The organism is Mesorhizobium sp. B263B2A (assembly GCF_020165775.1).
In the GTDB taxonomy this organism is placed as follows: domain Bacteria; phylum Pseudomonadota; class Alphaproteobacteria; order Rhizobiales; family Rhizobiaceae; genus Mesorhizobium; species Mesorhizobium opportunistum.
Window position 1 is genome coordinate 30,162 of record NZ_JAIUIU010000010.1, and the last position, 26,958, is coordinate 57,119.

The 26,958-nt window shown below is 63.3% G+C and carries 33 protein-coding genes; 16 read left to right on the forward strand and 17 right to left on the reverse strand.

What is annotated here, in order from left to right; genetic code table 11:
- Positions 1-143 precede the first annotated feature (143 nt).
- Entirely contained in the window at positions 144-833 is a 690-nt protein-coding gene (locus LB568_RS17135) for a PadR family transcriptional regulator (protein ID WP_224730718.1), read from the forward strand.
- 269 nt (positions 834-1,102) lie between these two features.
- Here the strand turns inward: LB568_RS17135 and LB568_RS17140 are convergent, their stop codons facing one another.
- Entirely contained in the window at positions 1,103-1,363 is a 261-nt protein-coding gene (locus tag LB568_RS17140; protein ID WP_023779112.1) for a YiaA/YiaB family inner membrane protein, read from the reverse strand.
- A gap of 55 nt (positions 1,364-1,418) precedes the next feature.
- Positions 1,419-2,096: a PspA/IM30 family protein gene (locus tag LB568_RS17145; protein WP_224730719.1), complete on the reverse strand. Its 678-nt coding sequence runs from the start codon at positions 2,094-2,096 to the stop codon at positions 1,419-1,421.
- A 177-nt stretch (positions 2,097-2,273) separates the two neighbouring features.
- Between LB568_RS17145 and LB568_RS17150 the strand changes: the two genes are divergently transcribed.
- The 3 genes from LB568_RS17150 (at position 2,274) to LB568_RS17160 (ending at position 3,626) form a co-directional block, all read left to right on the forward strand.
- Positions 2,274-2,915 (forward strand): TetR/AcrR family transcriptional regulator, encoded by a 642-nt coding sequence (locus LB568_RS17150; protein ID WP_013893648.1) that lies wholly within the window; start codon positions 2,274-2,276, stop codon positions 2,913-2,915.
- Between the two features lie 47 nt (positions 2,916-2,962).
- On the forward strand, positions 2,963-3,253 hold the full coding sequence (locus LB568_RS17155; RefSeq protein WP_013893649.1) for an HlyU family transcriptional regulator: 291 nt from the start codon (positions 2,963-2,965) through the stop codon (positions 3,251-3,253).
- 142 nt (positions 3,254-3,395) lie between these two features.
- Complete coding sequence (locus tag LB568_RS17160) at positions 3,396-3,626, forward strand: hypothetical protein (RefSeq protein WP_013893650.1); 231 nt, start codon at positions 3,396-3,398, stop codon at positions 3,624-3,626.
- A 153-nt stretch (positions 3,627-3,779) separates the two neighbouring features.
- On the opposite strand, the gene LB568_RS17165 is transcribed toward LB568_RS17160, so the two are convergent.
- On the reverse strand, positions 3,780-4,814 hold the full coding sequence (locus tag LB568_RS17165) for a class I SAM-dependent methyltransferase (RefSeq protein ID WP_140572044.1): 1,035 nt from the start codon (positions 4,812-4,814) through the stop codon (positions 3,780-3,782).
- Positions 4,815-5,042: 228 nt separating this feature from the next.
- On the opposite strand from LB568_RS17165, the gene LB568_RS17170 reads away from it, so the two are divergent.
- Positions 5,043-7,109, forward strand: coding sequence for a putative bifunctional diguanylate cyclase/phosphodiesterase (locus LB568_RS17170; RefSeq protein ID WP_224730720.1), 2,067 nt, complete (start codon positions 5,043-5,045; stop codon positions 7,107-7,109).
- Positions 7,110-7,176: 67 nt separating this feature from the next.
- Here the strand turns inward: LB568_RS17170 and LB568_RS17175 are convergent, their stop codons facing one another.
- The 3 genes from LB568_RS17175 to LB568_RS17185 all read right to left on the reverse strand — a co-directional run bounded on the left by LB568_RS17175 (position 7,177) and on the right by LB568_RS17185 (position 9,977).
- Complete coding sequence (locus LB568_RS17175) at positions 7,177-8,379, reverse strand: MFS transporter (RefSeq protein WP_224730721.1); 1,203 nt, start codon at positions 8,377-8,379, stop codon at positions 7,177-7,179.
- A gap of 145 nt (positions 8,380-8,524) precedes the next feature.
- On the reverse strand, positions 8,525-9,442 hold the full coding sequence (locus tag LB568_RS17180; protein ID WP_013893654.1) for an alpha/beta hydrolase: 918 nt from the start codon (positions 9,440-9,442) through the stop codon (positions 8,525-8,527).
- Between the two features lie 16 nt (positions 9,443-9,458).
- Positions 9,459-9,977 (reverse strand): cupin domain-containing protein, encoded by a 519-nt coding sequence (locus tag LB568_RS17185; RefSeq protein WP_224730722.1) that lies wholly within the window; start codon positions 9,975-9,977, stop codon positions 9,459-9,461.
- A gap of 127 nt (positions 9,978-10,104) precedes the next feature.
- Here LB568_RS17185 and LB568_RS17190 point away from each other — a divergent pair, with 127 nt between their 5' ends.
- Positions 10,105-11,028 carry a LysR family transcriptional regulator gene (locus tag LB568_RS17190; protein ID WP_224730723.1) on the forward strand — a complete coding sequence of 308 codons (924 nt, stop codon included), beginning with the start codon at positions 10,105-10,107 and terminating at the stop codon, positions 11,026-11,028.
- Between the two features lie 29 nt (positions 11,029-11,057).
- Here the strand turns inward: LB568_RS17190 and LB568_RS17195 are convergent, their stop codons facing one another.
- Positions 11,058-11,516 (reverse strand): Lrp/AsnC family transcriptional regulator, encoded by a 459-nt coding sequence (locus tag LB568_RS17195; RefSeq protein ID WP_224730826.1) that lies wholly within the window; start codon positions 11,514-11,516, stop codon positions 11,058-11,060.
- A 187-nt stretch (positions 11,517-11,703) separates the two neighbouring features.
- Here LB568_RS17195 and LB568_RS17200 point away from each other — a divergent pair, with 187 nt between their 5' ends.
- Entirely contained in the window at positions 11,704-12,438 is a 735-nt protein-coding gene (locus LB568_RS17200; protein WP_224730724.1) for an AzlC family ABC transporter permease, read from the forward strand.
- Positions 12,435-12,734 (forward strand): AzlD family protein, encoded by a 300-nt coding sequence (locus tag LB568_RS17205; protein WP_140572049.1) that lies wholly within the window; start codon positions 12,435-12,437, stop codon positions 12,732-12,734. The genes LB568_RS17200 and LB568_RS17205 overlap by 4 nt, the downstream gene beginning before the upstream one ends.
- Positions 12,735-12,748: 14 nt before the next feature.
- On the opposite strand, the gene LB568_RS17210 is transcribed toward LB568_RS17205, so the two are convergent.
- From LB568_RS17210 to LB568_RS17220, 3 genes are all read right to left on the reverse strand, one after another.
- On the reverse strand, positions 12,749-13,042 hold the full coding sequence (locus LB568_RS17210) for a type II toxin-antitoxin system RelE/ParE family toxin (RefSeq protein ID WP_224730725.1): 294 nt from the start codon (positions 13,040-13,042) through the stop codon (positions 12,749-12,751).
- A 2-nt stretch (positions 13,043-13,044) separates the two neighbouring features.
- Positions 13,045-13,284: a CopG family ribbon-helix-helix protein gene (locus LB568_RS17215; RefSeq protein WP_224730726.1), complete on the reverse strand. Its 240-nt coding sequence runs from the start codon at positions 13,282-13,284 to the stop codon at positions 13,045-13,047.
- A 177-nt stretch (positions 13,285-13,461) separates the two neighbouring features.
- The gene (locus tag LB568_RS17220; RefSeq protein WP_224730727.1) at positions 13,462-14,097 is read right to left on the reverse strand and encodes an FMN-dependent NADH-azoreductase; all 636 of its coding nucleotides are present in this window, start codon (positions 14,095-14,097) and stop codon (positions 13,462-13,464) included.
- Between the two features lie 108 nt (positions 14,098-14,205).
- On the opposite strand from LB568_RS17220, the gene LB568_RS17225 reads away from it, so the two are divergent.
- The 4 genes from LB568_RS17225 (at position 14,206) to LB568_RS17240 (ending at position 18,226) form a co-directional block, all read left to right on the forward strand.
- Entirely contained in the window at positions 14,206-15,159 is a 954-nt protein-coding gene (locus tag LB568_RS17225; protein ID WP_224730728.1) for a LysR family transcriptional regulator, read from the forward strand.
- A 152-nt stretch (positions 15,160-15,311) separates the two neighbouring features.
- Positions 15,312-15,893, forward strand: a complete 582-nt coding sequence (locus LB568_RS17230) for a TetR/AcrR family transcriptional regulator (RefSeq protein ID WP_013893662.1) — start codon at positions 15,312-15,314, stop codon at positions 15,891-15,893.
- Positions 15,894-16,031: 138 nt separating this feature from the next.
- On the forward strand, positions 16,032-17,348 hold the full coding sequence (gene fabF, locus LB568_RS17235; protein WP_140572053.1) for a beta-ketoacyl-ACP synthase II: 1,317 nt from the start codon (positions 16,032-16,034) through the stop codon (positions 17,346-17,348).
- Between the two features lie 62 nt (positions 17,349-17,410).
- The gene (locus LB568_RS17240) at positions 17,411-18,226 is read left to right on the forward strand and encodes an oxidoreductase (protein ID WP_224730729.1); all 816 of its coding nucleotides are present in this window, start codon (positions 17,411-17,413) and stop codon (positions 18,224-18,226) included.
- Between the two features lie 46 nt (positions 18,227-18,272).
- Here LB568_RS17240 and LB568_RS17245 read toward each other — a convergent pair whose 3' ends face one another.
- A complete protein-coding gene (locus LB568_RS17245) occupies positions 18,273-18,866 on the reverse strand; it encodes a TetR/AcrR family transcriptional regulator (RefSeq protein ID WP_140780170.1) in 594 nt (197 codons plus the stop codon).
- 66 nt (positions 18,867-18,932) lie between these two features.
- Between LB568_RS17245 and LB568_RS17250 the strand changes: the two genes are divergently transcribed.
- Positions 18,933-19,358, forward strand: a complete 426-nt coding sequence (locus LB568_RS17250; protein ID WP_224730730.1) for a VOC family protein — start codon at positions 18,933-18,935, stop codon at positions 19,356-19,358.
- A 5-nt stretch (positions 19,359-19,363) separates the two neighbouring features.
- Here the strand turns inward: LB568_RS17250 and LB568_RS17255 are convergent, their stop codons facing one another.
- Entirely contained in the window at positions 19,364-20,314 is a 951-nt protein-coding gene (locus tag LB568_RS17255; RefSeq protein ID WP_224730731.1) for a S1C family serine protease, read from the reverse strand.
- A 225-nt stretch (positions 20,315-20,539) separates the two neighbouring features.
- On the opposite strand from LB568_RS17255, the gene LB568_RS17260 reads away from it, so the two are divergent.
- Positions 20,540-21,412 carry a S1C family serine protease gene (locus LB568_RS17260; protein WP_013893668.1) on the forward strand — a complete coding sequence of 291 codons (873 nt, stop codon included), beginning with the start codon at positions 20,540-20,542 and terminating at the stop codon, positions 21,410-21,412.
- An 8-nt stretch (positions 21,413-21,420) separates the two neighbouring features.
- On the forward strand, positions 21,421-22,053 hold the full coding sequence (locus LB568_RS17265) for a helix-turn-helix transcriptional regulator (RefSeq protein ID WP_140572060.1): 633 nt from the start codon (positions 21,421-21,423) through the stop codon (positions 22,051-22,053).
- A 6-nt stretch (positions 22,054-22,059) separates the two neighbouring features.
- On the opposite strand, the gene LB568_RS17270 is transcribed toward LB568_RS17265, so the two are convergent.
- Together LB568_RS17270 and LB568_RS17275 are read right to left on the reverse strand one after the other, a co-directional pair.
- Positions 22,060-22,449 carry a type II toxin-antitoxin system VapC family toxin gene (locus LB568_RS17270; RefSeq protein WP_013893670.1) on the reverse strand — a complete coding sequence of 130 codons (390 nt, stop codon included), beginning with the start codon at positions 22,447-22,449 and terminating at the stop codon, positions 22,060-22,062.
- On the reverse strand, positions 22,446-22,712 hold the full coding sequence (locus tag LB568_RS17275; protein WP_013893671.1) for a type II toxin-antitoxin system VapB family antitoxin: 267 nt from the start codon (positions 22,710-22,712) through the stop codon (positions 22,446-22,448). Before LB568_RS17275 ends, LB568_RS17270 begins: the two co-directional genes overlap by 4 nt.
- A gap of 166 nt (positions 22,713-22,878) precedes the next feature.
- Here LB568_RS17275 and LB568_RS17280 point away from each other — a divergent pair, with 166 nt between their 5' ends.
- Entirely contained in the window at positions 22,879-23,745 is an 867-nt protein-coding gene (locus tag LB568_RS17280; protein WP_224730732.1) for an SDR family oxidoreductase, read from the forward strand.
- On the opposite strand, the gene LB568_RS17285 is transcribed toward LB568_RS17280, so the two are convergent.
- From LB568_RS17285 to LB568_RS17295, 3 genes are all read right to left on the reverse strand, one after another.
- Positions 23,742-24,035 carry a type II toxin-antitoxin system RelE/ParE family toxin gene (locus tag LB568_RS17285; protein WP_013893673.1) on the reverse strand — a complete coding sequence of 98 codons (294 nt, stop codon included), beginning with the start codon at positions 24,033-24,035 and terminating at the stop codon, positions 23,742-23,744. The two genes, LB568_RS17280 and LB568_RS17285, sit on opposite strands and share 4 nt — an antisense overlap.
- Positions 24,032-24,268 carry a type II toxin-antitoxin system ParD family antitoxin gene (locus tag LB568_RS17290; protein WP_013893674.1) on the reverse strand — a complete coding sequence of 79 codons (237 nt, stop codon included), beginning with the start codon at positions 24,266-24,268 and terminating at the stop codon, positions 24,032-24,034. Before LB568_RS17290 ends, LB568_RS17285 begins: the two co-directional genes overlap by 4 nt.
- 460 nt (positions 24,269-24,728) lie before the next feature.
- A complete protein-coding gene (locus LB568_RS17295; RefSeq protein WP_224730733.1) occupies positions 24,729-26,825 on the reverse strand; it encodes an OmpA family protein in 2,097 nt (698 codons plus the stop codon).
- Positions 26,826-26,958: the final 133 nt, after the last annotated feature.

A 26,958-nucleotide genomic window follows, 5' to 3' on the forward strand; every position in this document is an offset into this window, starting at 1 on the left:
CGTCGCCGCCCGGAACGCCGCAGCCCTGACCCGAAGAGATTAGGCTGGCGGCGCATTTAGATACATCGTAAGATATATCTTGACTCCACGAGGGCGTGAGCCTAATTGAGATATATCGTAAGATAGAACTTAAGGAGCAATCAATGCACAAAGACAATCATTTCGGGCGCGGTCATTTCGGCGAACGCATGTTCATGCACATGGCCGGCAAATTTGGTGGCAGAGGGGGCGGCGGCTTTGGCCCGTTCGGCCATGGCGGTCGCGGTGGCGGGCGCGGCGGCCCGGGCGACATGTTCCGCGCCGGGCGCATGCTGGCCGACGGCGACCTCAAGCTGATCACGCTGTCGCTGCTGGCCGAGGCGCCGCGCCACGGCTACGACATCATCAAGGCGCTGGAAGAGCGCACCAGCGGCATCTACAGCCCGAGCCCGGGCGTGGTCTATCCGACCCTGACCTTCCTGGAAGAGGCCGGCTATGCCATCTCGTCGAGCGAAGGCAACAAGAAGGTGTTTTCCATCACCGAGGCCGGTCAGGCGCATCTTGCCGATAACCGCGAGATGATCGACGGCGTGCTCGACCATCTCGAGCGCTTCGGCCGCAAGATGGCCAAGGCGCGCGACTGGTTCGGCTGGAACGACGATGGCGAGGATCGGCGCGGTGGCCGCGGCGGGCGTGGTGAGCGCTCGGAAACGCGTGACGAATTCCGCGCCATCCGCCACCGGCTGCGGGCGGCGCTCGGCGACATCGTCGATGCCCCGGCTGAAAAGCAGGCCGAGGCGATCGCGATTCTCGAAGCCGCCGCGGAAGCGCTGGAGGCGCTGTCGCACAAGTGACGTAATCGGGCGGCATCGGGCGCCGACCTGGCGAGGATTGGGTTCCTCGCCCCCGCAAAGCGGGGGAGAGGTGGCTCGGCGAAGCCCCCACGGAGGGGGAGTGGCTCGACCTCTAATGAATTCTGAGGAAACTCGCCCACGCCGCAGCCCCCCTCTCCGACCGCTTCGCGGCCACCTCTCCCCCATTACATCGGGGCGAGGAAACCAAGTTCTGCAAAGTCTCAAAAAAAGCCCGGGTGACCGGGCTTCTTTCGTCAGATGTGCCGGCATCATTCCTTGCCGACATATTCGCTGATCAGCTTTTCGTTGCGCGCCTTCTCGATCTTGGCGGTCATCTCGGCCGACAGGCGTTCGTCGGTGCGGTACTTGACCAGGTTCACCAGGCTGCCGGTGAGCAGCAGGATGCCCATGGCCCAGTAGCCCTTGGTCGCCAGGTCGACCGGCGCCAGCCAGAGCGACAGGCCGAGCATGAAATAGGCGGCACCGACCGAAGCGGTGTTGAACATGATGTAGGTCTGATTGGCGTTCATTGGTGTTCTCCATTGGTTGGTGACGTCGATGGAACAAGGTCTGGAAGGCTGTTTTTCAGTTGATGGTCTTCAGGCGCTCGAGCACGTCCTTGGCGCGCACCTTCACCGCCGGGCCGTGGCCGGCATCGGCAAGGCGGTCGCGGATCGCTTCGTGACGCAGCTCGCCGTCGATCTCGTCGAGGATGCCGGCCTCCTCGAACGGATCGCTGCCGGCCTTGATGCGGGCCAGAAGCTCCTCGGCGTCGTTGAGGCTCGCCGACTGACCGATCGACCTGACGAGGCGCGACTGCGCCTTGCGCTCGGCATCGATGGCCCGGGCCGAGATCATGCGCTGGTTGAGGTCGATGATGCGGCGATGCGCCCGCTCCACCGAAACGCGCATCCGCAACGTCTTTTCGCCAAGGCTCTGCACGGTGGCGCGGCGGACATCGCGTTCATTCTCCAGCTCGGCGACGGCCGCGGCACCGCTTTCGGCCAGCCCGTTGTTGCCGGCGGCGAGCGCGCTGATCGTGCGTGTTTCGAGATCGGCGTGGCGGCGGTCGAGCTGGCCGAGACTGGCCTGTTCGGCACGCTGGCGCACGATCAGCGTGGCCAGTGTCTGCTTGGCGGCGGCAAGTCCCGCCTCGGCGTCGCGGATGCGCTGCGCCAGAAGGTCGATGGCGAAGCGATCCTTGAGGCCGTCCTCCGCCCGTGCGCTGGCGCCGTCGAGCAATGTCCTGATCAGGCTAAGCATGGTTCTTCTCCCTTCGAAGCGTTGCGTGAACATCGTTCACGAAACCAACATAACAGCAAATGAACATTGTTCAAGATGCTTTTGAACGCTGTTCACAAAATCCCGAATATGGTAAACGGAGGGAAGGTCTGGTTCGAAACAACATGCTGCTTCCGCAGGACACTCACAAGGACTGAAATGGCACTGGACAAGGAAGAGACGGGCGAGCGGGTGCTGGCCATTGCCGAGGCGCTGCTCAACGAAGGCGGCATGGACAATCTGAAGGCGAGGACCGTGGCCGAGCAGGCGGGCATCTCGGTCGGCTCGGTCTACAATCTGTTTTCCGATCTCGAGGGGGTGCACCGTGCCGTCAACATGCGGCTGCTCGACCGACTGGGCGCCGCGGGGTCGGCGGCGATGGCCGATCTCGGCAAGCGAGGCATCACCGATGTGCGGCAACGCCTGCTGGCGCTGGCCGGCGCCTATGTGCGCTTTGTCGAGGCGCATCCTGGCAGTTGGCCGGCACTGCTCGCCTTCAATAGGCGTCGCCCGACGATGACCGAGCCGGATGCCTATGAAGCGCGGCTCGACCAGCTGTTCGAGATCATCGCCGGCGTGCTCGCCGGCGGCGACTTCGACCTCGACGACGATACGCGCCGCATTGCCGCGCGCACACTATGGTCAAGCGTGCATGGCATCGTCACCAGCGGCTATGCGGCGAGATCCGTGCGCGGGCAGGCCGACGAGATCGACAGGCAGATCGAGCTTCTGGTCTCCGTCTTCATCAGGGGGCTGGAACGCGGCGGCACATTCGCGCATGCTGGGACAACAGCGTCGTGAATCGCGAACAAGCCGCGGTTTGCAGGACGAACAAGGAGATTTGATCGATGTCTTTTCTGAAACGTCTTTTCGGCGGCGGGGGCGAGGCGACCGAGCCCACGAGTGCGGCACCGGCCAAGCAGGTCGAGCACAAGGGTTTCCTGATCAGCGCCACGCCCTACAAGGCCGATGGCCAGTACCAGACCTGCGGCGTCGTCTCCAAGGAGGTCGACGGCGTGGTCAAAGAACACAAGTTCATCCGCGCCGACCGCTTTGCCGGGCTCGACGACGCCGTCGACATCTCGATCAAGAAGGGCATCCAACTGGTCGATGAACAGGGCGAGCGGATTTTCGGATAGGGTGCAGACCGCGGCGTTGCCGTCGGGCCAATCAGGACGGACCTACCAAAATCTAGGCGCTGTGCACTGATGGTCCCATCGGGGTCGGCGGAGCCGCGAATCTGTGCTAAGCCGCCGCCAAACAAACCAGAGGACGACACCCGTGAGCGAACTGACCGTGGCCGAGGCGACCGAAAATATCTATGCCTCGCTGCGGGCGGACAATGCCGAAATCGACGCGCATATCGCGACGCTCAAGGCAGCGCTGACACGAGAGGGGATAAAAGAGGCGGTGTTCGATCCGACCAAGTTGGCGCAAAGCAACCGATCGGGCCGCAAGCTGATGCAAGCTTATTTCAGGCAGCGCGGCGTGAGCGTGAGGTTTTCGGAGTAGCCGAACCGCGGGCGGGGCGATCGCCACGGACGATGAGGCCGATGAACGGCCAGTGGCAGTTCGCGTTCGCGTGAGCGTCGAACATCATCACGCCCAGCCAAAACACACACCGGCCGAGGTCTCATCCCGGCCGGTGCGCAATCCAGACGGTTGCTATCCGCGCTTTTCGATGACCGCGTAGAGCACGTTGCGGTTCTCGCCGAAGAAGACCCGCGCCTCGACCGTGTTGCGATCGACGCTGGCGTTGACGACGTTCCACATGTCGACCTCGGAGCGCAGCAGCAGCACCCAGTCCATGAACATTTCCCGGTACCCGGCATCGGGGTTGCCTTCCGCGTAGTTGGCGAACAGGAACGTTCCGTTCGGCTTCAACATCTGAAGGCAGGTCTTGGTGAGTTTCACGGCGACGTTGTGCTGGAGGTAGTCGTAAAGGCCGGAGGCGTAGATGAAGTCGAACTTGCCCATCTTGTGGCCCCTGGTGAGCACGGTCCGCACCGAGCCGTCGACGGCTTCGATCGCGGTGCCCTGGAAGTCGCGCGCGATCAACCCGACGCTCTGAGGATCCTGATCGAGCGCAACCCAGCGCTTGAGGCGGCCCTCGGCCAGGGCGACGGAGCGATTGGCTTCACGCAAATGACCGGCCGCGATTGCCAGGACCTCGGTCTGCGGTCCGCTCTTGGCTGCAATCTCGTCGACATAGCGGGTCAAGAGATCGCGCCGTTCCCGTGCCGCGACGCATGACGGCACGTCCTGGGTATGGGTGTATAGCGCCTTGCCGATCTCCGAGGCGTTGGCCACGCTCTCGGCCACGTGCGGATCACAATAGATGTAGTCGAGCAACTGCGCGTCGCCGGCATAGCCCCTGGGCTTGTTGAAGGACCACCGCGTCAGCGGGTCCTCGAGAAAATATTCCAGGATCGGATGGTTCTGCGCCACCGGTATCAAGGCTTGCCAGACGTCGGGATGGAGCCTGGAACGCATCGCTTCGAGAAGCGACATCAGACGGCGAATGATCTCGGCAGGATTTTTTCCCTGTTCGATCTGCTGATGCGCCGTGTGGAGAACGAGCGCCAGCTCGACGCGAGCGGTTTCGAACGCTTCGCCATGCTGCTCGGGCCTTCCGCGGCGCAGGCTCCCGGCGATCATTTCGGCAGTAATCAGGCTTTTGCCGTCAAACACAGTTTGCACACCAAGACTCCATAGTTAACAGTCAGTTAACTTATTACGTAGAATGCTTGGTTTGCCAATGTCGGCTCGCGGGCATTTTATGGTTATGATTAATTTCCCGCTAACCATCTTGGGTCGTTGGGTGCCGTCCAAGTCGAATTCCGGGTTTGAGTTAACCGAAACTTGTGCTGCACGATTGCATGATTTTGTGCATCGCAATCGCTGTCGCGTCCTAAGGAGCCGGCCCGCGTGGGGGCAGAAACGAGAAGAGAGGCCGGAACGCTTGACCCCCCTTCCCTGGGGGGGATCGCGAGCGAACGCGTGTCGCCTGGACTGGCCGACATAGCGCATGCGGAGCCGTTCGAACCGCGCTACGAACTGGGCCCCTACGAACTCCGAACCCTCTACCGCACCGAAGCCCAGGCGAAGCGAAGAAAGGAAGCCAGACCAGGGCTTTGGATCGCTGTTGCCATCTACGTCCTGTTCTCCCTAACGGATCTGCTGCTGATCCCGGATGTGGCTGCCCGTACGATCGCGGCGCGCTTCGCGGTTGGCTTGACCGCGCTTCTGATCCTGGAAGGACAGCTTCGCCGGCGAGCCGCGACGGGATGGCTTGACGTGACTTGCGCCGCGGCCATCATCTTTGGTTATGTTGGCTGGTTGTGCCCGGCAGTCATGAGCGCAGACAAGGAGAGCGTCTCTTACTATATGGTCTTCGGCACCATATTCATGATGAGCGCCAATCTATTTTTTACATTCAGGTTCAAGATCTCCATCATAACCTCCACTACAATTTTGTGTATATTGTACGTCGTAAATTATTACATGCCCTCTACACCTGTGTACAAAATGGTATTTGCGACTTTCTACATATCGTGTTTCGCATTCACGTCATATGTGAACTGGAAACTGAATGAGGAGCGCTACAACGTCTTCCTGAACGCGTTGGAAGCCAGAATTCAGCACAAGGAAGCCACCGAACGCGGCAAGGCCCTGCTGAGACTGTCGCGGACCGATCCGCTTACAGGTCTGGAGAACCGGCGGGCGATCGACGAGAAGCTGCGCGACTACTGGAACGACTGGCAAAAGCTTGGCACCGGTTTTGTGGCGATCCTGATCGATGTGGACTTCTTCAAGAAATTCAATGACTGCTATGGCCATCAGGAGGGGGACCGCTGCCTGATCCAAGTCGCCAACGCCCTCAGCGACATGATCAAGCACTATAATGGTTCGATCGGCCGCTATGGCGGCGAAGAATTCATCGTGCTTGCCCGCATGGAGAAGAAAGACCAGGTCGCGGATCTTGCGGAAGCCATCTGCCGCACGGTGGAGAACCTGGCGATTGCCCACGAGCTGCGGCGAGACGGCATCTCGATCGTGACGGCGAGCGTTGGCGCCGCCTTCACCAGGAAGCAGACTGGCGCCAAGCTGGAGAAGATCATCCACGAGGCCGATCGCGCGCTCTATCTGGCAAAGGCCGGCGGTCGAAATTGTGCCCGGCTGTTCGATCCAACGGACCCCCAGAGCAGCGACGAGAGCGAGAACCTTGCGGCCTTGCTGAAGATCGCGATCGGGCAGGATCTCGTTTCACTCGTCTATCAACCGATCAAGGACGTCGCCTCAGGCCGGGTTGAAGCCGTGGAGGCGCTGATGCGCCTCAAGATGCTCGACGGCACATTGGTTCCGCCGAGCCTGTTCATTCCCGTCGCGGAACGGACCGGGTCGATCCTGGAACTCGGACGCTGGGCCATAAGGACGGTATGCGCCGAACTCCTGGCGGACGATCACGTCCGTCTCGTCAGTGTCAACGTCTCTCCGATCCAGCTCAAGACACCTGGCTTCGCCGCGTCCGTCGCGACCATTCTGGGCGAGACCGGCGTGACCGGCAACAGGCTGGCCTTCGAAATCACCGAAGGGCTGGAGATGGAGATGCACTCGGATATCCTCCGCTGCATCAGCGACCTGAAGCTGCTGGGGATCAAGATCTGGCTCGATGACTTCGGTACCGGCTTCGCTGGCCTTTCGTGGCTTCGCCTGATCGATTTCGACACTGTGAAGATCGACCGCTCGTTCCTTCACGACTGCGCCACGCCGAACGGCAAGGCGATGCTGCAGGACATTATTGCCCTGGTGCGAAATCGCGGCCACAAGATCCTGGTCGAGGGCGTGGAAACCGAAGAGCAGATGGCCCTCATGCGTGAGTTCGGCATCGACAAGGTCCAGGGCTTCCATGTCGGCCGCCCCGTCCCCGCCGCAAACGTCCAGGCAAACCGGGCCGTCCAAAGACGGCCATTCACGGTCCTCAAGTCGGCATAACAATGCCATAGACCCTTGGCGAAGACTGGCTTCGCCAAGCGCCCCGCAACGGTTCCTGTCCGCCCTTCTATGCTGTCCGGAGCTGTCTTTGCGGCAGCGGCGGGAAGGCGATCGCTATGCCCGCGGCACCGAGGCCGATAAGGGCCGAGCCGATGAACAGCCAGTGGTAGTTGGCATAGGCGTCGAACACCATGCCGCCGGCGAGCGGTCCCAGCGCCATGCCGAGGCTGGACAGCATGGTAGCGGCGCCGAACACGGTGCCGAGGATGCGCTGGCCGAAATATTCGCGCGCCAGCACGGCGTAGAGCGGCATGACCCCGCCATAAGTGGCGCCGAAGATGACCGCCAGCATATAGAACTGGTCGAGCTGGCTGATCGAGAGATAGGCGGCAATGACGATCGCCTGGATCACGAGGCCCGCGATCAACACCGGCTTGACGCCGAGCCTGTCGGCCAGCACGCCGTAGAGAAGCCGGCCGCCAAGCCCCGCGAGGCCCTCGACGCTGTAGATCGAGACCGCCGCCATCGGAGCGACGCCGCACAGCATGGCATAGCTCACCATGTGGAAGATCGGGCCGGAGTGCGCGGCACAGCAAGCGAAGAAGGTCAGCCCCAGCACGATGAATTGCGGTGAGCGCAGCGCCTGGCCGACCGTCAGGCCGGCGCCTTCGGCAACCGGCGTGGAGCCGGCGGCGGCCGGGGCGGGTTTTGGCGGCTGGCGCACCAAAAGCACCGCCGGCAACAGCAGCACCCAGGCCATGATGCCGATGTCGAACATGGCGGTGCGCCATTCATAGGCCGAGATGAGCCAGCGGGCGAAGGGCGAGATCGTCATCGGTGCGACACCCATGCCGGCCGAGACCAGCGAAACCGCAAGGCCGCGATTGGTCTCGAACCAGCCTGTGGTCAGCGCGATCATCGGCGCGAAGAAGGCGCTCGCCGCGAGACCGACGAGCACGCCATAGGTGATCTGAAAGGCCAGCAGGGAGCCGGCGCGGCTGGCCAGCACCAGCGCCAGTCCGAGCAGCACCGCACCGATCGCCACCACGAGACGGGCGCCGAAGCGGTCCGACATGGCGCCCCAGGCGAAGCCACCAAGGCCCATGACCAGGAAGTTGAGCGTCATGGCGCTCGAAATGCCGGCGCGCGACCAACCGGTGTCGATCGCCATCGGCTCGAGGAAGATCGCCAGCGAAAACATCGTGCCGATGGCGACACAGGACATCAGCGCGCCAGCCGCGACGATGACCCAACGATAGGAAAGGCTCATGTTTCTTCTCCCAGCCGGGAGCAGGATCGATCTTTCGATGCCGCCCGGCAATTCCGGTTGCGTCCGAAGGACGTCCGAGCCGCGATCAAATCGACATTCCAAATGGAATTTTTTCTGGGATCAGGTGATGGGCAGGCTGGGGCGCCTAGAGATGCTGGCGGATGAAGGCTCCCACCATGTCGACGGCTTCGCGCGCTGCCTGCAACTGGGCAAGGTTGGAGGGAAAGACATGCGTCATGCCTTCCCAGATATGCAGCGCCGCCTCGCCACCCGCGTTCGACGCTGCCTCGACAACGCGGCGTGAATCGTCGAGCAGGATCTCGTCATAGCCGACATGGACCAGCAGCGGCGGCAGGCCGCCCAGAGGCTGATAGAGCGGCGAGGCGCGCGGATCGGTAGGGTCGGCGCCCTTGAGACAAAGGTCGGCCGCCTTTTTCAGCTCGTCGCGTCTCACCAGCGGATCGGATTCTGCTCTCGTCAGCATCGAGCCGCCGGCCAGCGCAAGGTCGGTCCATGGCGACATCAGCGCTGCGCAACGGGGCATGACGCCGGTGCCTTGCCTGGCTTTGGCGGCCGCCAGCGCCAGCAAAGACAGGGCAAGGCCACCGCCGGCCGAATCGCCGGCCATCGCGATCGCCTCGTAGTCCATGTCGCAAAGGCCGGTGAACGCGGCTTGGGCATCCTCGATGGCGGCAGGGAAAGCATGCTCCGGCGCCAGCCGGTAGTCGGGAATGAAGGCCGGCGCGCCGGCGCGTTGCACGATCTGGCTGACGAAGTTGCGATGACCGATGGCGGAGCCCAGAACATAGGCGCCGCCGTGCAGGTAAAGGATCGCGGCGCGGGTTGCCTCGGTCTCTGGCCGGCACCACCAGCCCGATACCACTCCGACCGTCGCCCTCTCGAAGCTGACGCCGTCGGCGGCAGGCGTGTGTTGCATCAGGTCTTCGAAAGCCGGGCGCGACACCGGCGAAAACTCAAGCGCGGGCAGCGTGGACAGCATCGTGCGCATCGCCTGCATGACCGCGCGGTCGCGCTCGTCCTCGGGGTGGATTTCAACGCTCATAACGGGCCTGCCCGGATTACGGCTTGAGAAGTTCGGTGCGGAATTGCGGCGCGAGCGCCGCGGCTTTGGCGAGGAAGGCGCCGAATTCCGCCGGGCTGAGTTCCGGGGCGGCGGCAGTGCGACTCTCCACCGGTGTGCCGACTTGGGCGAAAAACTTCTCCTGTCCCGCCGGCGCGCACAGACACAGCATGCGCACGTCCGTGCCCGAGACATTGCGGAAGGAATGCGGCGCGTTGGCAGGGATGTTCACCGTCATGCCTGCCTTGGCCACGCTTTTTTGGCCACGGAAGGTGAATTCGATCTCGCCTTCCAACAGATGAAACGTCTCCTCGAAATCGTGCCGGTGGGGACCGGGACCGCCGCCGTCGGGAACCTTCATGTCGATGAGGCAGAAGCGCCCAGCCGTCTGCGCGCCGGAAAGCAGGATGGTGTAGGTGTCGCCCACCACCGCCAGATGCTGGAGCGACGGATCGTCGGGATCGACAATCGACAACTGGCGGTTGGGATCGTCGGCAGGGATTGTAAATTCAGGCATGTCTGATCTCCAGGGTCGGCGAGGCTCCCAGCCTTCTGTCAGTGGTAGCTGCTGGCTGGTGCCAAAGCACCAAAAAGCTCGTTCGACCGGCTGGACTCACTGTCCCACGGATGGAACAGTCGCCGGCATGATCGATCTCAACGATTTGCGCGTCTTCGAAAGAGTGGCGGCGACCAGCAGTTTCTCGGCGGCCGGCCGCGCGCTCGGCCTGCCGAAGTCGACGGTCAGCCGCAACATCGCAAGGCTCGAGCAGCAACTGGGTGCGCGGCTGTTCCAGCGTACCACCCGCGCGGTGATCCTGACCTCCGCCGGGGAGGCGTTGCAGGCACGTTGCGCCGACCTGATGGCGCGGATTGACGAGACGGTTGCCTATGTCGAGGGCCTGAGCGGCGAGCCGCGCGGCCTGCTGCGGGTCAGCGCCGGCATCGGCTTCGGCATTAACGTCCTGTCGCGGCACCTGCCCGAATTCCTTGCCCGCTTTCCCCATGTCGACGTGTCGCTCGACCTGACAAGCCGCGACCTCGATCTTGTCGCCGAGCGGGTCGACGTGGCGATCCGGATGGGGCCGCTGCCGGATTCCGCACTGGTGGCGACACGCCTTGGCAGCGTGCGCCGCTGCCTCGCCGCTGCGCCGGACTATCTCAGCCGGCACGGCAAACCGCTGACGCCGGCCGATTTGTCAAAGCATGAATGCATCGAGATGCCCCGCGGCGATGGCCGGATGCGGACCTGGCATTTTTACCGGGGCGGCGAGATGGCCGCGGTCGATGTCCACAACCGGGTCAGCGTCAACGATGCGTTGACCATTCATCAGCTCGTCCGCAACGGCGCGGGTCTGGGCGTGCTTTCCACCTATCTCTGCGTCGACGATTTCGCCGAAGGCCGTCTCGTCCCGCTGCTCGCCGATTGGGACATCGCACCGGTCGAGGTCAATCTCCTCTTCCCGAGCAAGCGCGAGTTGTCGCAAACCGTGCGCAGCTTCGTGGATTTCATGCGCGAGGTTTCTGTCCCCAACGAACATTGGCAAGGCGGCATCGTCGCGACGGGCTGATGCCGGTATTCTCCCGCTTGCGGGGCACCTCAGATCGGCAGTTCCAGCGTGTATTTGATGGTCTGGCTGGGGACGTCGGTCTTGACGTTCTGGACGCCCTTGATGCGGCTCAGATGCTCCGACTGGAAGCGGCGATAGTCGTCGATGCTGTCCGCCACGATGCGCACCATGGCGTCGCAGTCGCCGAGCATCAGGTAGCATTCCATGACCTGGGGCAGCTTGGCCACTTGGGTGGCGAAATGCTCGATCGTGTCCTCGTCCTGCGCCTTCAGCCAGATGCGGGTGAAGAAGGTGAGGCCCTTGCCGATGCTGGCCGGATTGAGCACGGCGACATAGCGGTCGATGAGGCCGGCCTCCTCCAGGAGCTTCACGCGGCGCAGGCAAGGCGAGGGCGACAGGCCGACTTCATTGGCCAGATCGTTGTTGGCCATGCGGCCGTCGCGCTGCAGTGCGCGCAGGATGCGCTTATCGATCTCGTCAAACTTCATGGTGTCGAATTCCATCTTTTTTGGCATCCGTGACATTCAGTGCCAAAAATAGATGGAATGCGACGATGTTCGCAACCAAATTGCGGAGGGATGTGGGTATCTTTGCCCTTGGCATCACGAGAGTTCAAAGGCAGGGAAGCGGCGGCCGCGAGGCCGGCCGACGGCAAGGCATGAGCATTTCCGGGACATGAGCATTTCACAGACAGTCGAAGCGGCGGGCGACGGTTCGGGATCGGAGTTCCGCCGGGGCGTGACATCCTGCGCGCCGGTGCTGCTCGGTACCATTCCCTATGCGCTGGTGCTCGGCGCGCAGGCCACGCAGAAAGGGCTGAGCACGGTCGAGTTGTCCATGATGACGGGGCTGAACTTCGCCGGCGGCTCGGAATTCGCGGCGATCCAGTTGTGGACGTCGCCGCCGCATATCCTGCTCATCGTCGCCATCACCTTCCTGGTCAACAGCCGTCATCTGCTGATGGGAGCGGCGCTGGCGCCGTTCCTGCGCGACCTGCCGCGGCGCAAGGTGTTTCCGGCACTGTTCTTCATGTGTGACGAAAGCTGGGCGCTGGGCTTGACCGATGCCAGACAGCGCACTGCTGCCGGCATCACGCCGGCCTTCAGCCCGCGCTACTACATGGGTGCCGCACTGGCGATGTATCTGACCTGGGTGGCCTTCACCACGCTGGGCGCCTTGCTTGGCCCGATGCTTGGCCATGTCGAGACCTACGGTTTCGACATGGCGTTTCCGGCGGTCTTCCTGGTGCTGATGCGCGGCATGTGGAAGGGAGTGGCGGCGGCACGGCCCTGGCTGGTCAGCCTGGTTGTCGCCGCACTCATCTATCTCTTCGTTCACGGCGCCTGGTACGTCGCGGCGGGTGCAGTGTCGGGGCTGGTCGCGGCCTGGCTGATGGCAGGTGACGCATGATCGATGGGGCGACCCTTTTGACCATCGTGCTGATGGCCGGCGTCACCTATCTGACGCGGATCGGCGGCTATTTCGTGCTGCGCAACCGCACGCTTGGCGCGCGTGCCACGGCGGTGATGGAGGCGGCACCCGGTTGCGTGCTGATCTCGGTCATCGCGCCGGCCTTCGTGTCCCGAAATCCGGCTGATCTCCTGGCGCTGGCCATCACCTTTGTCGCCGCGACGCGGCTGTCCATGCTGCCGACAGTGCTGATCGGGGTCGCCGCGGCGGGCCTGCTCAGGCATTTCATCGGCTAGAAAAAGCGGTGCGCTCACAGGGTTCGCGGCCACTGTTGGGCGGCGTGTATGACGGTCAGTATTTCGACGGCATCTCGGCTTACGCGATAGGGGACGATATAGGGAATATCGACCAAAACGAGTTCTCGCGTCGCCTTGATCCGCCCAACGCGACCCATGGCCAGCTGTTCGATGAGCAACTCCGCCGCGGACAAGATGCGCGCAATCACACGAGCAGCGGCTTCGGGGTTGTCTTTCTCGATGTGCGCGCCGATTTCGTCAAGCCGACGCAGCGCCCGCTTGGTCCAACGGATTGTCTTGCGGCCCACAATCAGCGCGCGGGCTTGATATATTTTCCAATCACGGCAGCGAGTTCTTGGGCATTGGCGAATTCACCGCGCTCGGCCTCGGCCAATCCGGCCTCTATCTCCGCGAGCTGCCACTCCTGTCGGGTTACAAAGTCTTCGATGGCCTGGGCTGCCATATAGGAGCGCGAGCGATCGAGCTTTTCGGCGAGCTGGTCCAGCCTATTTGCCGTGTCATCGGGGAGGCGTACGGTAAAAGCTGTCATGACAACGATTCACCTTGGTTCACATTGATTGTCAGCGAACCCAGGCGGTTCGTCAAGCCGCGCGCCAAGGATCGGGCGCTCCGCCCTGTCTAAATCCGAAGCGAGCGAGAAGGGCTGCCATTGGACAGCGAGAAAGGGCAGGCGCCAAAGCGTCTGCCCTTCAATTCGAGCCTTCCCCTAGGCGGCTGTCGCGACATCCCGGCTTGCCGCCACCACGGCATCGACCTTGGCGGTCGCCTTGGCGAGCGCTGCGGTCACCGCGTCAGGGCCCATGCCGACACCTTCGATGCGGATGACGTCGACATCGGTCATGCCGAGGAAGCCGAGCACCCCGCGCAGGTAGGGGATGGCGTGGTCGAACTGCACGGCCGCACCTTCGGAATAGATACCGCCCGAAGCCAATACGACATAGACCTTCTTGCCGGTGACGAGGCCCTTGGGGCCATTCTCGCCATAGGCAAAGCTCTTGCCGGAGCGGGCGATGTGATCGACCCAGGACTTCAGCGTCGAGGAGATGTTGAAGTTGATGAAGCCGGTGGCCAGGATCACCGTGTCGGCGGCGAACAACTCACCGAGCACAACGTCGGACACGCCGACGACTTCGGCCTGGCGCTGGGTGCGGGCCTCGACCGGCGTGTAGATGCCGGTCGCATAGTCCGTATCGATATGGGGCAGCGGGTTGGCGACGAGGTCGCGCACGACGAGCGTGTTCGAAGGATCGGCGGCGACGAGCTTTTCAGCGAATTCGGTGGCGATGCGGGTCGAGTGCGAGGCAGCGCCGCGCGGGCTCGAAGTGACGAGAAGAATGGACATAGCGGGTCTCTCCAGTGGAATGAATTGTCCCGCAACATATGGGGCTATCGATCCATCGAATAAACTGGTATATTCTATATACAATCCATCCACAAAATAGATATAGCGATGCATCCCAATCCGACACTCGACCAGTTGCAGATCCTTGTCGCCGTTGCCGATACCGGGAGTTTCTCGGCCGCCGGCCGCAAGCTCAACCGGGCTCAATCCGTCATCAGCTACGGCATCGCCAATCTCGAGGCGCAGCTTGGACTCAAGCTGTTCGAGCGCGAGGGCACGCGCGAGCCGCAGCTGACCGAGATCGGCCGGGCGATGCTGGAGGATGCAAGGCGCATGATCGGCGTGCTGCAGCGCATGCGTTCGCGCGTCGACGGCCACCATCACGGGCTGGAAGCCGAGGTGGCGCTATCGGTCGATGCGTCGTTGCCCTCGTCGGTACTGGTGCGGGTGCTGAAGGCGTTCGAGACGCAGTTTCCGACCGTGATGCTGCGCCTGCATATCGGCACGCTCGGCCTGATCCCCGATCATGTCGTCAGCGGCCAGGCCGACCTCGGCATTGGCGGCTTACTGGGCGATGTCGACGTACATCTCGTGCGCATCGGCTTCATGTCGATCGTGCTGGCCGCTGCACCCAGCCACCCGCTGGCGTTGCTGCCGAAGCCGCTGGCGCTCGAGGATGTGCGCGAACACACCCAGCTTGTCGTCACCGACCAGTCCGAGCGCACCAAAGGACGCGATTTCGGGGTCTTCGCCTACCGGACCTGGCGCCTCACGGATGTGCGCACCAAACACATGCTGATGCGCGAGGGGCTGGGCTGGGGCGGTCTGCCGCGTTGGCTGATATCAGACGATTTGGCAAGCGGCCGGCTGGTGGAAATCGACCTTGAACCCTTCAGCGAGGTGCGCTCGCCGCTGTTTGCCATGCATCGCAACGACACCAGCCCGAAGCCGGCGGCCGCCTGGCTGATCGAGCGGTTCAAGCGCGGGCTTGGCTGCTTCAACGAGTTCGAGCCGGGTGAGGTGCCCGCGGAAGAGCCGGAAACGTCCAACGCGCAAGGGTGAGCTCGGCGATGGCCGAACCAGGACGTCAGGCCGCAACAAGGCATTGCCGTTCCCTTGTTGGCAGCCGGCTTGGCACCCGGCGCCTCAAATAGATTGCGATCGAACTCTATCTCTGATATAAATGTCGAACGAAATCTAAATTAGAGGTCGACATGAGAGTGAGCCGTGCGCAGGCGGAAGCAAATCGCGAAGCGGTGATCGACGCCGCGAGCCGGCTTTTTCGAGAGCATGGCTTCGATGGCATCGGGCTGAAGGACCTGATGAAGGGCGCCGGCCTCACTCAGGGTGGGTTCTACAAGCAGTTCGAATCCAAGGACGATCTGGCCGCACAAGCATCGAGGCGGGCGATGGAGCACGCGACCCGGAGATGGTCGGCCGCTGCCGCCGCAAGCCCTGACCCGCTCGAGGCTGTGATCGGTTTCTACCTTTCACCCGGACATCGCGAAACGAAGGGCGAGGGTTGTCCATTGGTGGCGCTTGGCTCGGACGCGGCGCGTCAAAGCGAGGAGGTGAGAGAGCCATTCCAGGATGGCATCGCGGCTCACCTCGAGATTCTCGACCAATTGATACCTGGGGCCGAGGGACCGGGAGACCATCGCAAAGCCATGGCGGTGCTGTCGCTCATGGTGGGTGCTGTAACGATCTCCCGCATACTGAAAGATGAGGAGATGTCGCGGCGTTTTCTCAGCGCTGCCGCTGGCGAGGTCAGGCAAATTGCGGCTTCGCGGGAATAGCTCCGCTCCGGTACGCACTGCGCACGTTTGACGACCTCGCGGCGCGCCATTCGCCGAAATGAACAAGCGGTGATCGCGATGTGGTCGCCACGACGCTGTCGCGCGAAGGGATCCAACAGAATGACAACCGGAGTAAACATGCGTCGTATCGTTATTACAGGCATGGGAGCAGTTAGCCCGCTCGGAGCCAACGTGGCGACTTCCTGGTCCCGCCTCTTGGCTGGTCGCTCGGGCATCCGGAGGCTTGCGGACGATGTCGTGGGAGACCTGCCGGCAAAGATCGGCGCAACGGTTCCCTCCCTGCAGGAAGACCCCGAAGCCGGCTTCGACCCAGACACCGTCCTGGCCCCGAAGGAACAGCGCAGGGCAGACCGCTTCATCCTCTTCGCACTGGCGGCGGCGGAAGAGGCGCTGTCCCAGGCGAAGTGGAAACCAGTCTCGAACGATGACAAGGCCCGTACCGCGACGATCATCGCTTCGGGTGTCGGAGGATTTCCGGCGATAACCGAAGCTGTGAGAACCGTCGATCAGCGCGGTGTTCGGCGTCTGTCGCCATTCACCGTGCCATCGTTCCTGGTGAACATGGCCGCGGGACAGATTTCCATCCGATACGGCTTCAAGGGACCGCTTGGCGCTCCGGTGACGGCGTGCGCGGCCGGCATTCAGGCGATCGGCGACGCGGCGCGTCTTATCCGCGCCAATGAAGCCGATATCGCGGTGTGCGGCGGAACCGAAGCCTGCATGAACGCGGTCAGTCTCGGCGGTTTCGCCGCGGCACGCTCCCTCTCGACATCCTTCAATCACCGTCCCGATCAGGCCTCCCGTCCGTTCGACATGTTGCGTGACGGCTTCGTCATGGGTGAGGGGGCCGGTGTCCTGGTCGTCGAGGCATTGAGCCACGCGCTCGCGCGTGGCGCCAAGCCGCTCGCCGAGCTCGTCGGCTACGGCACGACGGCGGACGCTTATCACATCACATCGGGTCCCGAGGATGGCGACGGTGCGCGCCGAGCCATGGAGATCGCGATCAGCCAAGCGGGCATTTCGGCACGGGACGTCCGCCATCTCAATGCGCACGCGACCTCCACGCCGGTCGGCGATGCCGGGGAGATCGAGGCGATCAAAAGGGTCTTTGGCGCGGATTTCAGCATAGCTGTCAGCGGGACAAAGGCGGCGACCGGACATCTGCTGGGAGCGGCCGGCGGGCTTGGCGCCATCTTCACGATCCTGGCGCTCAGGGATCAGGTCGCACCGCCGACGCTCAATCTGACTGCCCCCGATCCGGCCGGCGACGGGATCGATTTCGTCGCAAACCAAGCCCGGCCAACGGAGATGGACTACGCGATCTGCAATGGCTTCGGCTTTGGAGGGGTCAATGCCAGTGCGTTGTTCCGGCGCTGGACGGACAAGTCATCCAGCGCGAGCGCCGAAGGATCCTCCGGCTCAGATTGCCCCTGACCGCGCCCGCGCATGCCGCATTTCAAGAACACAAATCCAACTCAAAGAAAGAAGCGAATTCCATGAACAAGATCAATCCCGGCGTCGCCTTGGTGACAGGGGCATCTTCCGGCATCGGCCGCGCTACGGCTGATGCCTTGCTAAGCGCGGGCTATCGCGTATTCGGAACCAGCCGTCGCACGGCCTCCAAGCAATCCGACGGCGTTACCATGCTGACCTGCGACGTGACCGATGATGCGTCTGTCGCGAAACTCGTCGATGACGTCCTGGCCAAGGCCGGACGCATCGACCTGCTCGTCAACAATGCCGGCATGGGTCTGTTTGGCGGTGCGGAGGAGTCCTCGACCGCCCAGGCCCAGGCGCTGTTCGACGTGAACGTCTTCGGCGTCTTGCGTGTGACCAACGCGGTGTTGCCGGCAATGCGACGCCAAGGGAAGGGCAGAATCGTCAATCTGAGTTCGGTACAGGGGTTCATCCCAGCCCCCTATTTCGCGCTCTACGCGTCGACCAAACATGCCATCGAGGGCTATTCCGAATCGCTCGATCACGAATTGCGCCCGTTCGGCATTCGCGTTTCGCTGGTGGAGCCGGCCTACACCCGTACTTCATTCGAGGACAATCTCGCCGCCCCCGATCAGTTGCTCGATATCTATGACTCCGCGCGCTCCGGCATGACCATGGCCGTGCGGAAATCGATGGAAAAAGGCGATGCGCCCGAAGTGGTAGCGGCGACGATCTTGGCCGCTGCGGTCGATCCCGCTCCGAAAAAGCGCTATGCGGCGGGAAAGATGGCGCGCCAGGTCAGTTTGCTGCGCCGCTTCGTCCCCGCATCCGCATTCGACAAAAGCCTGAGAAGGCAACTCGGGCTGCCGGTCTGAGACGGGCGTTGGTTTACCGCTGTTTCGAAGGAAACGATGAATCGCGTCAGGCGCGGGACAGTCCGTCGATCAGCGCCATGAGAACGGCGCGATAGTCCTCGGTCGAGGCGCCGGCCTCGATGGCAAGTGCCGCGCGGTCGAACGCAGCAGCAAGCAGCGCGGTCAGTGCTTCCGCCGGCAGTCGTGTCATCGTGTTGGCGCGCATCGCCGCAACCAGGCCCTCGCGCAGCGCGCGGTTGCCGTGGCGGTTGTCGATCGCGTCCATGGCGGCGCGGCCGAGCACGGCAGGGCCGTCGAGCAGCAACAACCGCGTGCGGCCGGGCACGCGCATGGCGGCGAGATAGGCGTCCGAGCCGGCGATCAATGCATCGCGGGCTTCCAGCGAGGAAGGGGAGGCGCGATCGATCTCGTCGGCCACTGCCTGCGCCTCCTGCTCGACCACGGCGGCAAACAGCGCCTGCTTGTCGGCGAAGTGGTGATAGAGCGCGCCACGCGTCACGCCGGCGGCGGCGGCGATCTCCGGCGTGCCCGTTTCGGCGTAGGATTTTTCCGTGAACAGTTTTCGCGACGCCGCGATCAGGTCGGCGCGCGTCGCCTCGGTGCGGTCGCGGTTGGAGCGGTGCGCGGATTCTCGTTGCATACATGCAGCCTGTATGTTAATTCAATTTACATGCAGACTGTATGTTAGTTGACGGGAGAAGGAAAGATGAAGACCACGAGCTATTATCCGGTGCTGATGACCGGCGATGTCGCCGGCACGGCGGGCTTCTATGTCGAGCATTTCAGCTTCAAGCCGCTGTTTGAAAGCGACTGGTACGTGCACCTCCAATCCGTGGAGAGCAGCAGGGTCAATCTCGGCATTGTCCAGGGCGACCACGAGACGATCCCGCAGGAGGGGCGGGGGCGCATATCAGGCCTGCTGATCAATTTCGAGGTGCGCGATCCCGATGCGGTCTACGAGCGGATTTTTGCCGCCGGGCTGCCGATCCTGCGAACGCTCCGCGACGAACCTTTCGGCCAGCGCCATTTCATCACCAAAGACCCCAATGGCGTGCTGATCGACGTGATCAAGCCGATCCCGCCCAGCGAGGAATTCCTGGCACAGTACGCGCAGGGCGCGGCGGGGAGGTGAGGCCGCTAGCCAGCCCGCGCCACCGGCGTCACCGTCACCTGGCTGATGCCGGTGCGACGCACCACGGTGCATAGCGTCTCGCGGCCGATGCGTTCGGCGTCGAGCATGCGCACGAGGTCATCGACACCAGTGACCGGACGCCCATCGATGGCGGCGATGATGTCGCCCTCCTTGAGGCCTGCCCTGGCCGCCGGGCCGTCCTTCTCGATGCTGCGCAGGCGCACCGCCGTCTTGCTCGACACTTGCGACAGCAGCGCCGCGCGGCGCGGCAGGTTGACGGTGTCGGCCGAGATGCCGATGAAGGCGCGGCGCACGCGGCCGAAGCGGATGATCTCCGAAATGACGAACCTGGCGGTGTTGGAGGCGACCGCGAAGGCGATGCCTTGCGCACCGTGGATCATGGCGGTGTTGACGCCGACGACCTCACCGGCCGACGACACCAGCGGCCCGCCGGAATTGCCCGGATTGAGTGCCGCGTCGGTCTGGATGACATCGTCGATCAGCCGGCCGGTCGAGGCCCGCATCGAGCGGCCGAGCGCGGAGACGACGCCCGAGGTGACGGTCCATTCGAAGCCCAGGGGGTTGCCGATGGCAATGGCGATCTGGCCGCGCCGCAGCCGCTTGGAATCGCCAAGCGGCGCGACATCGACGAAGCTGCCGTCGGCGCGCACCAGCGCGATGTCGGTGTCGGGGTCGCGACCAAGCACGTGGCCTTCGCTGGAGGCGCCGTCGGGCATCGAGACGCGCACCGTTCTGGCGTCGCCGACGACGTGGAAGTTGGTGACGACCAGCCCATCCGGCGCAATGACGAAGCCGGAGCCGTGGCCGCCTTGGCCGCCGAGCCGCTCGATGCGGCAGACGGCCGGACCGATGCGGTCGACCGCGTCCGCGACGGTCATCGAATAGGCGTCGAGCAATGTATCGTCGGGTTCGAATTTGGCGGCGGCGAGGGCCATGGAAGGGCTCCGTGTTTTCAGGCGTGGCGATGCCTTTTTCCTTTAGGTGCCGTTCTCCCGAAACCGCTGAGCACTTTTGGGCGACACGCACTATATGTGCGGAGCGGCCGGAAGCGCCGCGACCTGACCAGATGGCCAGTCAAACCGGCAACTAGCCGTCAGGCGAGTACCTTCCAGCGTGCTGCCGCGCGATATCTGGGACATGCAAGAACCCAGGAGGCCATTATGAGCGATTTCAATCTGAGTGCGTTTTCTCAAGCCATTGCCGATCTCGCCGCCAAGGCGGCGCCGGCAATGGCGAGCTTCGCCACGCACCATCACCGCACGGCAAGCGCGTTCCATTGGGGCGACGGCTATTTCGTCACCGCCGAGGAGGCCGTCGAGGCGGGCGAGGAGATCGAACTGACGCTGGCCTCAGGCGGGACGGTGAAGGCCGAGCTGGTCGGCCGCGATCCTTCGACGGGCGTTGCGTTGCTGAAGCCCGCAGATACCGCCACGACGCCTGTACTTGCCAGGGCCGATGCCGTTCGGCCTGGGAACATCGCCATAGCCATCGGCAGCAGCCAGGGCTCGGCGCTCGCCGTATCGGGCTCGGTCGGCGAAGTCGGTCCGGCCTGGCGCTCTATGCGCGGCGGCACGATCGACCGGCGCATCAATCTGGCCATCGGCGCCGGCGGCCGTTTCGAGGGCGGCCCGGTGCTGGACGCCAAGGGCGCGCTGATCGGCATGCTGTTGTTCGGGCCGCGCGGCCGCGCGCTGGTCATGCCTTACGAGACGATCGAGCGAGCCGTTGCCACCTTGCGCGAAAAGGGGCATGTCGCGCGCGGCTATCTCGGCGCCGGCCTGCATCCGGTGCGTGACCGCGACGCCAAGGGCGCGATGGTTATGAGCCTCGACGACAGTGGCCCCGCCAAGGCCGCCGGCCTGTCCCTGGGCGACATCATCGTGGCGTGGAACGGCGAGACCGTGCACGGCCCGCGCGACCTGATCCGCAGGCTCGGGCCTGACAGCGCCGGGGTTTCTGTAACCCTAGGCGTGGTGCGTGGCGGCGAACAGCGCGATGTGACATTGACCATCGGCGAAAAACCGCTGAGCTGAGAGGATTGATGGAAACGCTCGCCGGCGATCGGATCATGGCGGACGGCGCCGCCTCGCGGCGGCTGGTGGTGCTGGTCGCGCTTGCCGATGCCGCGCGCGCCGAGCATCTGGCCGCCTCGCTTGCCGCCTCCGATGACCTGCTGCCGGTGGTGGCTGCCGGCGGCAGGGCCGATGTCGCCATCGTCGACGAGAGGAGCGGAGATGCCGTGCCAACGTCCATGCCGCGCGTGCTGCTGTCGGGACGTGCCGGCGGCGAACGGCCTGCCGGCGAGGTGTTTGCCGTCATGCCAACGGACGCGGACGATTTGCTGATCGCCGCGGCGGCACGGCTGGCGGCGGCCGGCTATCGCGTTTCGGGCGATGGCAGGGGCGGACGGCATGAGGATTTCCATGCCGGCGAGAGCGAGCCGTTCGAGGATGAAGCGGACGAGCAGGCCACCCGGCCCGCGCTGTCGCCCCGCGAGGCGGAAGTGCTGGCGCTGCTTGCCGAAGGCGCGCCCAACAAGGTGATCGCACGCCGGCTCAACATTTCCGTGCACACGGCGAAGTTCCATGTCGCCGCGATCCTGATCAAACTAGGGGCGGCCAACCGCACTGATGCCATCGCCATTGCGATGCGGCAGGGGCTGGTGCTGGTTTGATATTGCTCAGACCGCCGGTTCGATGTCGGTCAGCCGGAAGTCATCACCCTTGAAAAGCAACGGCATGGCTTCGAGCCGCGCTGTGGCGTAGGCGATGCAGTCGCCGAAGTTCAGCGCAGCCGGATGCCGGCCCTTGCCATAGCGGAGGAATGCCTGGCGGGCGACAGCCGCATGGTCAGCTGTGAACGGGACTGTTTCGATCGAGGCGGTGTGCAGGAAGCTGTCGAGCCGATCCAGGATTTCATCTTGCCGGCCGCCCGCAAGTACCATGGTCGTTTCGAGAAAAGTTGGGGCCGGCAACAGCCGTCTGTTGGCCTGCGTGATCGCGAGCACGAAACGTTCATACGCTGGCTCGAGACGCAGAATGGCGACCAGGACCGAGGAGTCGATGATCATTTCGTCGGGATTCCAAACTCGTCGTAACCGAGGATTTCGTCGTCAGTCATCGCATTTTCGCGTTTTGGGATTTTTCCGGCGCTTTCGGAAATCGCAAGCAATCTCTGATACAGGTCGCTGGTTTCTTCCCGCGGCACCAGCCGTTCGCGCGCCACTTCACGCTCGAGGCTCTGACGAATAGCCTCTGTCACAGACACGCGACGGCGGCGGGCGAGTTCGCGCGCCAGTTGCTCGACTTCCATGTTCTTGATCGAAAGCGCCATTCTATATTCTACCTGTTTGTATAGAATATATACCGGACTTCCGCCAAATCCAACAGATGATCCGACTAGCCTCCGCAGCGTCACCATCGCCTTCCGTGGCAAGCACTTGTATCCCGCCGCGCCACAGGCAAGGATCGTGAAAAGAACCAGTTCAGGCGGAGGAAAAATGTCGCTCAAGGGAAAGACGCTGTTCATCTCCGGCGGGTCGCGCGGCATCGGCCTGGCGATCGCGCTGCGCGCCGCGCGCGACGGCGCCAATGTGACGATCGCCGCCAAGACCGCCGAGCCGCATCCGAAGCTGCCGGGCACGATCTACACCGCGGCTGAAGAGATCGAGCAGACCGGCGGCAAGGCGCTGCCAATGCTGTGCGACATCCGCGAGGAGGCGCAGGTGGCCGAGGCCGTAGCAAAGACCGTGGAGAAATTCGGTGGCATCGATATCTGCGTCAACAATGCCAGCGCCATCCAGCTTACCGGCACGCTGGAGACCGACATGAAGCGCTACGACCTGATGCATCAGATCAACACGCGGGGCACCTTCCTGGTGTCTAAAATGTGCATTCCGCACCTGAAGTTAGCCAGCAATCCTCACATCCTGAATCTGGCGCCGCCGCTCGACATGAAGCCCAAATGGTTCAAGAACCACGTCGCCTACACCATGGCCAAGTTCGGCATGTCGATGTGCACGCTGGGCATGAGCGCCGAGTTCGCCAAAGACGGCATCGCGGTCAATTCGCTGTGGCCGATCTCGACCATCGACACGGCGGCGGTGCGCAATCTTCTGGGCGGCGCGACGGTGGCGGCAATGAGCCGTTCGCCAGACATCATGGCCGACGCCGCCCGCGCCATCTTCATGCGGCCGTCACGCGAGACGTCAGGCAATTTCTACATCGACGAGGAGGTGCTGCGCGCCGAGGGCGTCAGCGACTTTTCGGTCTACGCGCCCGGCGCGACCGGGCCGCTGGCCGGCGACTTTTTTGTGCCGGACGAGGTGTTTGCGAATTCCAATACGAAGATCAGGACGACCTTCTAAAGATGCCTTGGGTAGTCCATTCGCTGATGCAAAATGCGTACAACGTCGATTGATCGATCGGCAATTCGCAAAAAAAGTACATGAGAGCCAACGGCATACTTCAACAGACCAGGGCGAATATTCTCCGCGTTTTTTGCCATCGCCGGAAATTGGTCTATCAAATTTATGATTGAGCGAATGGTGCGGATATAGGCCTCCGCCCGCTCGGCTCCCCATTCTTTCAGGGAGTGATCCCAAATCTGGTCGAGATCTGCTTTCGCTTTCGGCGAGAACCTGACGGTTCGCTTCATCCACGCTTCTTCGACTCTAGAAAAGCGTCGAAGTCGAACGGCTCTGGATCGCCTGACATATCCCCTTCATCTATGGCAAAGCGGAGTTGCTCCAGCTTTAGCTCTTGCTCTTCCAAAAGACGAAGGCCGGCTCGAACGGTTTCGCTTGCCGACCCAAAACGGCCATTCGCTATCTGCCGCTGGATAAAGGCGTCGTACTGATCGCCTAGGGTGATGGAGGTGTTCTTGGGCATGGCGGGTCTCCAATACCAATAGATGGTATCAACTTACCAGAATGCCAGCAAGCACTCGGATGAGCGAGGCTTCACGCCACGTCCTTCTTGCCGCTTCATGGGCTGGTTCCGGTGGTTCTCTCGTCGGTGCTGGACCCGTATTTCGGTCAGCTCGCCGCGGTCTGCGAGGCAAATCGCGGCAGCAAAAAACCCCGCCGGAGAGGGCCGGCGGGGCTCAGTGCGTCCCGCTGGAGTCGGGACGGGGCAGGGAACGCCCAGTCATGAATCTGGGGTAGGCTGCCTCACGTTTCAATGAGCCGGACCTGATGCCCGGACAATTCTTGTTGACCCCGGGCTGTCGTCCGCATTCCCGCCCATCCCGGTCCTCCGGGATGGGGCCTTGTTGCCGATCTGATTCCAGAAGCCGGCTCAAGCTCCTGGAAATACAGATTTAATGGACCATGATCTTTCCGGATCAGGATCAGTTGTTGCTGGCCACCGGCGCCACCAGCGGGGTGATGCGGCGGATCGCAACACGCCGGTTCTCTCGGTTGGGCGCCGAGGTGTCGACTTTCAGATACTCCTCGCCATAGCCCTGCGTCGTCAGGTTCTCCGCCGGGATGCCGAAGGCGTTGGTCAGTGCTTCGGCAACCGCTTCGGCGCGGCGATCCGACAAGGCCAGGTTTGCCTCCGGCGTGCCGACGGCGTCGGTATGGCCTTCGATCAGGAAGGTTTCGGCCGGGTTCTTCTTCAAAAGCTTCTCCATGGCGTCGGCGACGCCTTGCAGCTTCTGCACCTCGGTATCGGAGATCGAGGACGAGCCGAATTCGAAGTTCAGCGTGTCAAGGTCGATGCGCCGCGCAATGTCGCGCACGCGCGCCGAACGCTTGACCTCGTTGATCGAATAGAGACGCTGGACCCGCTCCACCGGCGGCTGTTCGAGGAAGGTGTAATAGTCGTCGTCGCTTTCGACATCCTCTGAATCCAGGATGTAGTCCCGGCGCGGGATGGTCAGCCGCATCGGCGGCAGGTCATCGCCGGGATCGCGCCAGTCGTTTTCATCCTCATAGTGCCGCTCGTCGACATAGCTCAGCACATATTCGCGTCCGTCCGGCGCAATGCGCGAACGCTGGATGACGTCGCCATAGCGGTTGCGGATGGTGACGATCCGGACACCGTTGTCACGTTCGACGACTTCCCGGGTGCGATCGCCCGACAGATCCTCATAGTACACATTCCTGGCGCCGCGGGTCATGCGCGGGGCATCATTGCTTTGGACGAATGTCTGGTTGTTGAACTGCAGGATGACGCGGTCGCCGAGTTCCCTGACGACATTGACGCCTTTCGGACGCTGGCGGTCGCGGACGTTCTCATCGGGTGCACGCTCTACGCGCTTGCCCTTTTCCTCCGTCACCGGGGCGATTTTTTCAGGCTGGATTGCCTGTTGGGCCGACTTGTCGTCGGTGGGCGGCGGACCTTGGTCGACAGGAGCGACCAGGGGCTTGCGGCCCTGATCGGCACCTTGCTGAGCGTTTTGGCCACCATTCTGCTGCTCGCTGTTCTGCTGCTCGCCATTCTGGTTGGCCGGTTTCCTGCCGCCCTGGCCGTTTTCGCCGCGACCCTTGCGCTGGGCATCCTTCTGGCTGTCGAGAATAGGGGCGGCGTTCTTGTCAGCGGGTGCCTCGCCCTGCATGGGGGTTTCGCCCTGGACAGGCGCGGCCTTGCCGCCGGTGGCAGGCTGCTCACCCGTCGCCGGCTGCTCACCCGTCGCCGGCTGCTCGCCAGTCTGCTGCTGTTGCCCATTTGCGGGCTGCTCGCCGTTTGCAGGCTGCTCCGCGGCCGGCTTCCTGCCGTGCTTCTTCGTCTTGTCCCGGAGTTGTTCGCCCTGGGCCGGAGCCTGTTCGCCCTGGGCGGGAGCCTGTTCGCCGGCAGGGGCCTGCTCCGCCTTGGGTGTCGGTTGTTCGGCCGGAGCTTCCTTCGGGGTGGGTACGGGCGCGGCCTCTTGCTGACCCTGCTTGTGCTTCTTGCGCGGGTTCTCGCCTGGCTGGTTGTCGTTGGCGGGGGCTGCCTCGCCAGCCGGCGCCTGCTCGGTCTGCTGTTGCTGCTGGTCGCGCTTTTTCCTGCGCGGCTGCTGCTCGTCCGTGGCGGGAGCGGCCTCACCGGCTGGCGCCTGCTCGGTCTGCTGTTGCTGCTGGTCGCGCTTTTTCCTACGCGGCTGCTGCTCGTCGGTGGCGGGGGCGGCTTCGCCGGCGGGTGCCTGTTCGACCTGCTGCTGCTGGTCGCGCTTTTTCCTGCGCGGCTGCTGTTCGTCGGTGGCCGGAGCAGCCTCGCCGGCGGGTGCCTGTTCGGTCTGCTGCTGCTCGCGCTTCTTGCGCTCAGGCTTCTGTTCCCCTTGCTGTGCGCAGGCTTCGGCCGATTCGCCCTCGGCGCAAGCCGCCTGGGCCAGGACCAACGGTACGGTGCCGCGCTGCATGGAGCCGAACGCGGCACTTCCCTGAAGCGGGGATGCGCCCAACGGCGCGGATGCCATCAACAGGCCAAGTGCTGTGCCTGCCAGAATCCGTGGTTGGCGTTTCATCGAAATTTCTCCTTGTGGGGTCCCATCCCTGCCCAAACCTTCATCATCCATATTGGTTCCGGTTTGCGGGCATTACCGGCAACGAAGGACGATTGACCGGCGTTTTGAAGGCAACTTCATGTTTTTCCTATGG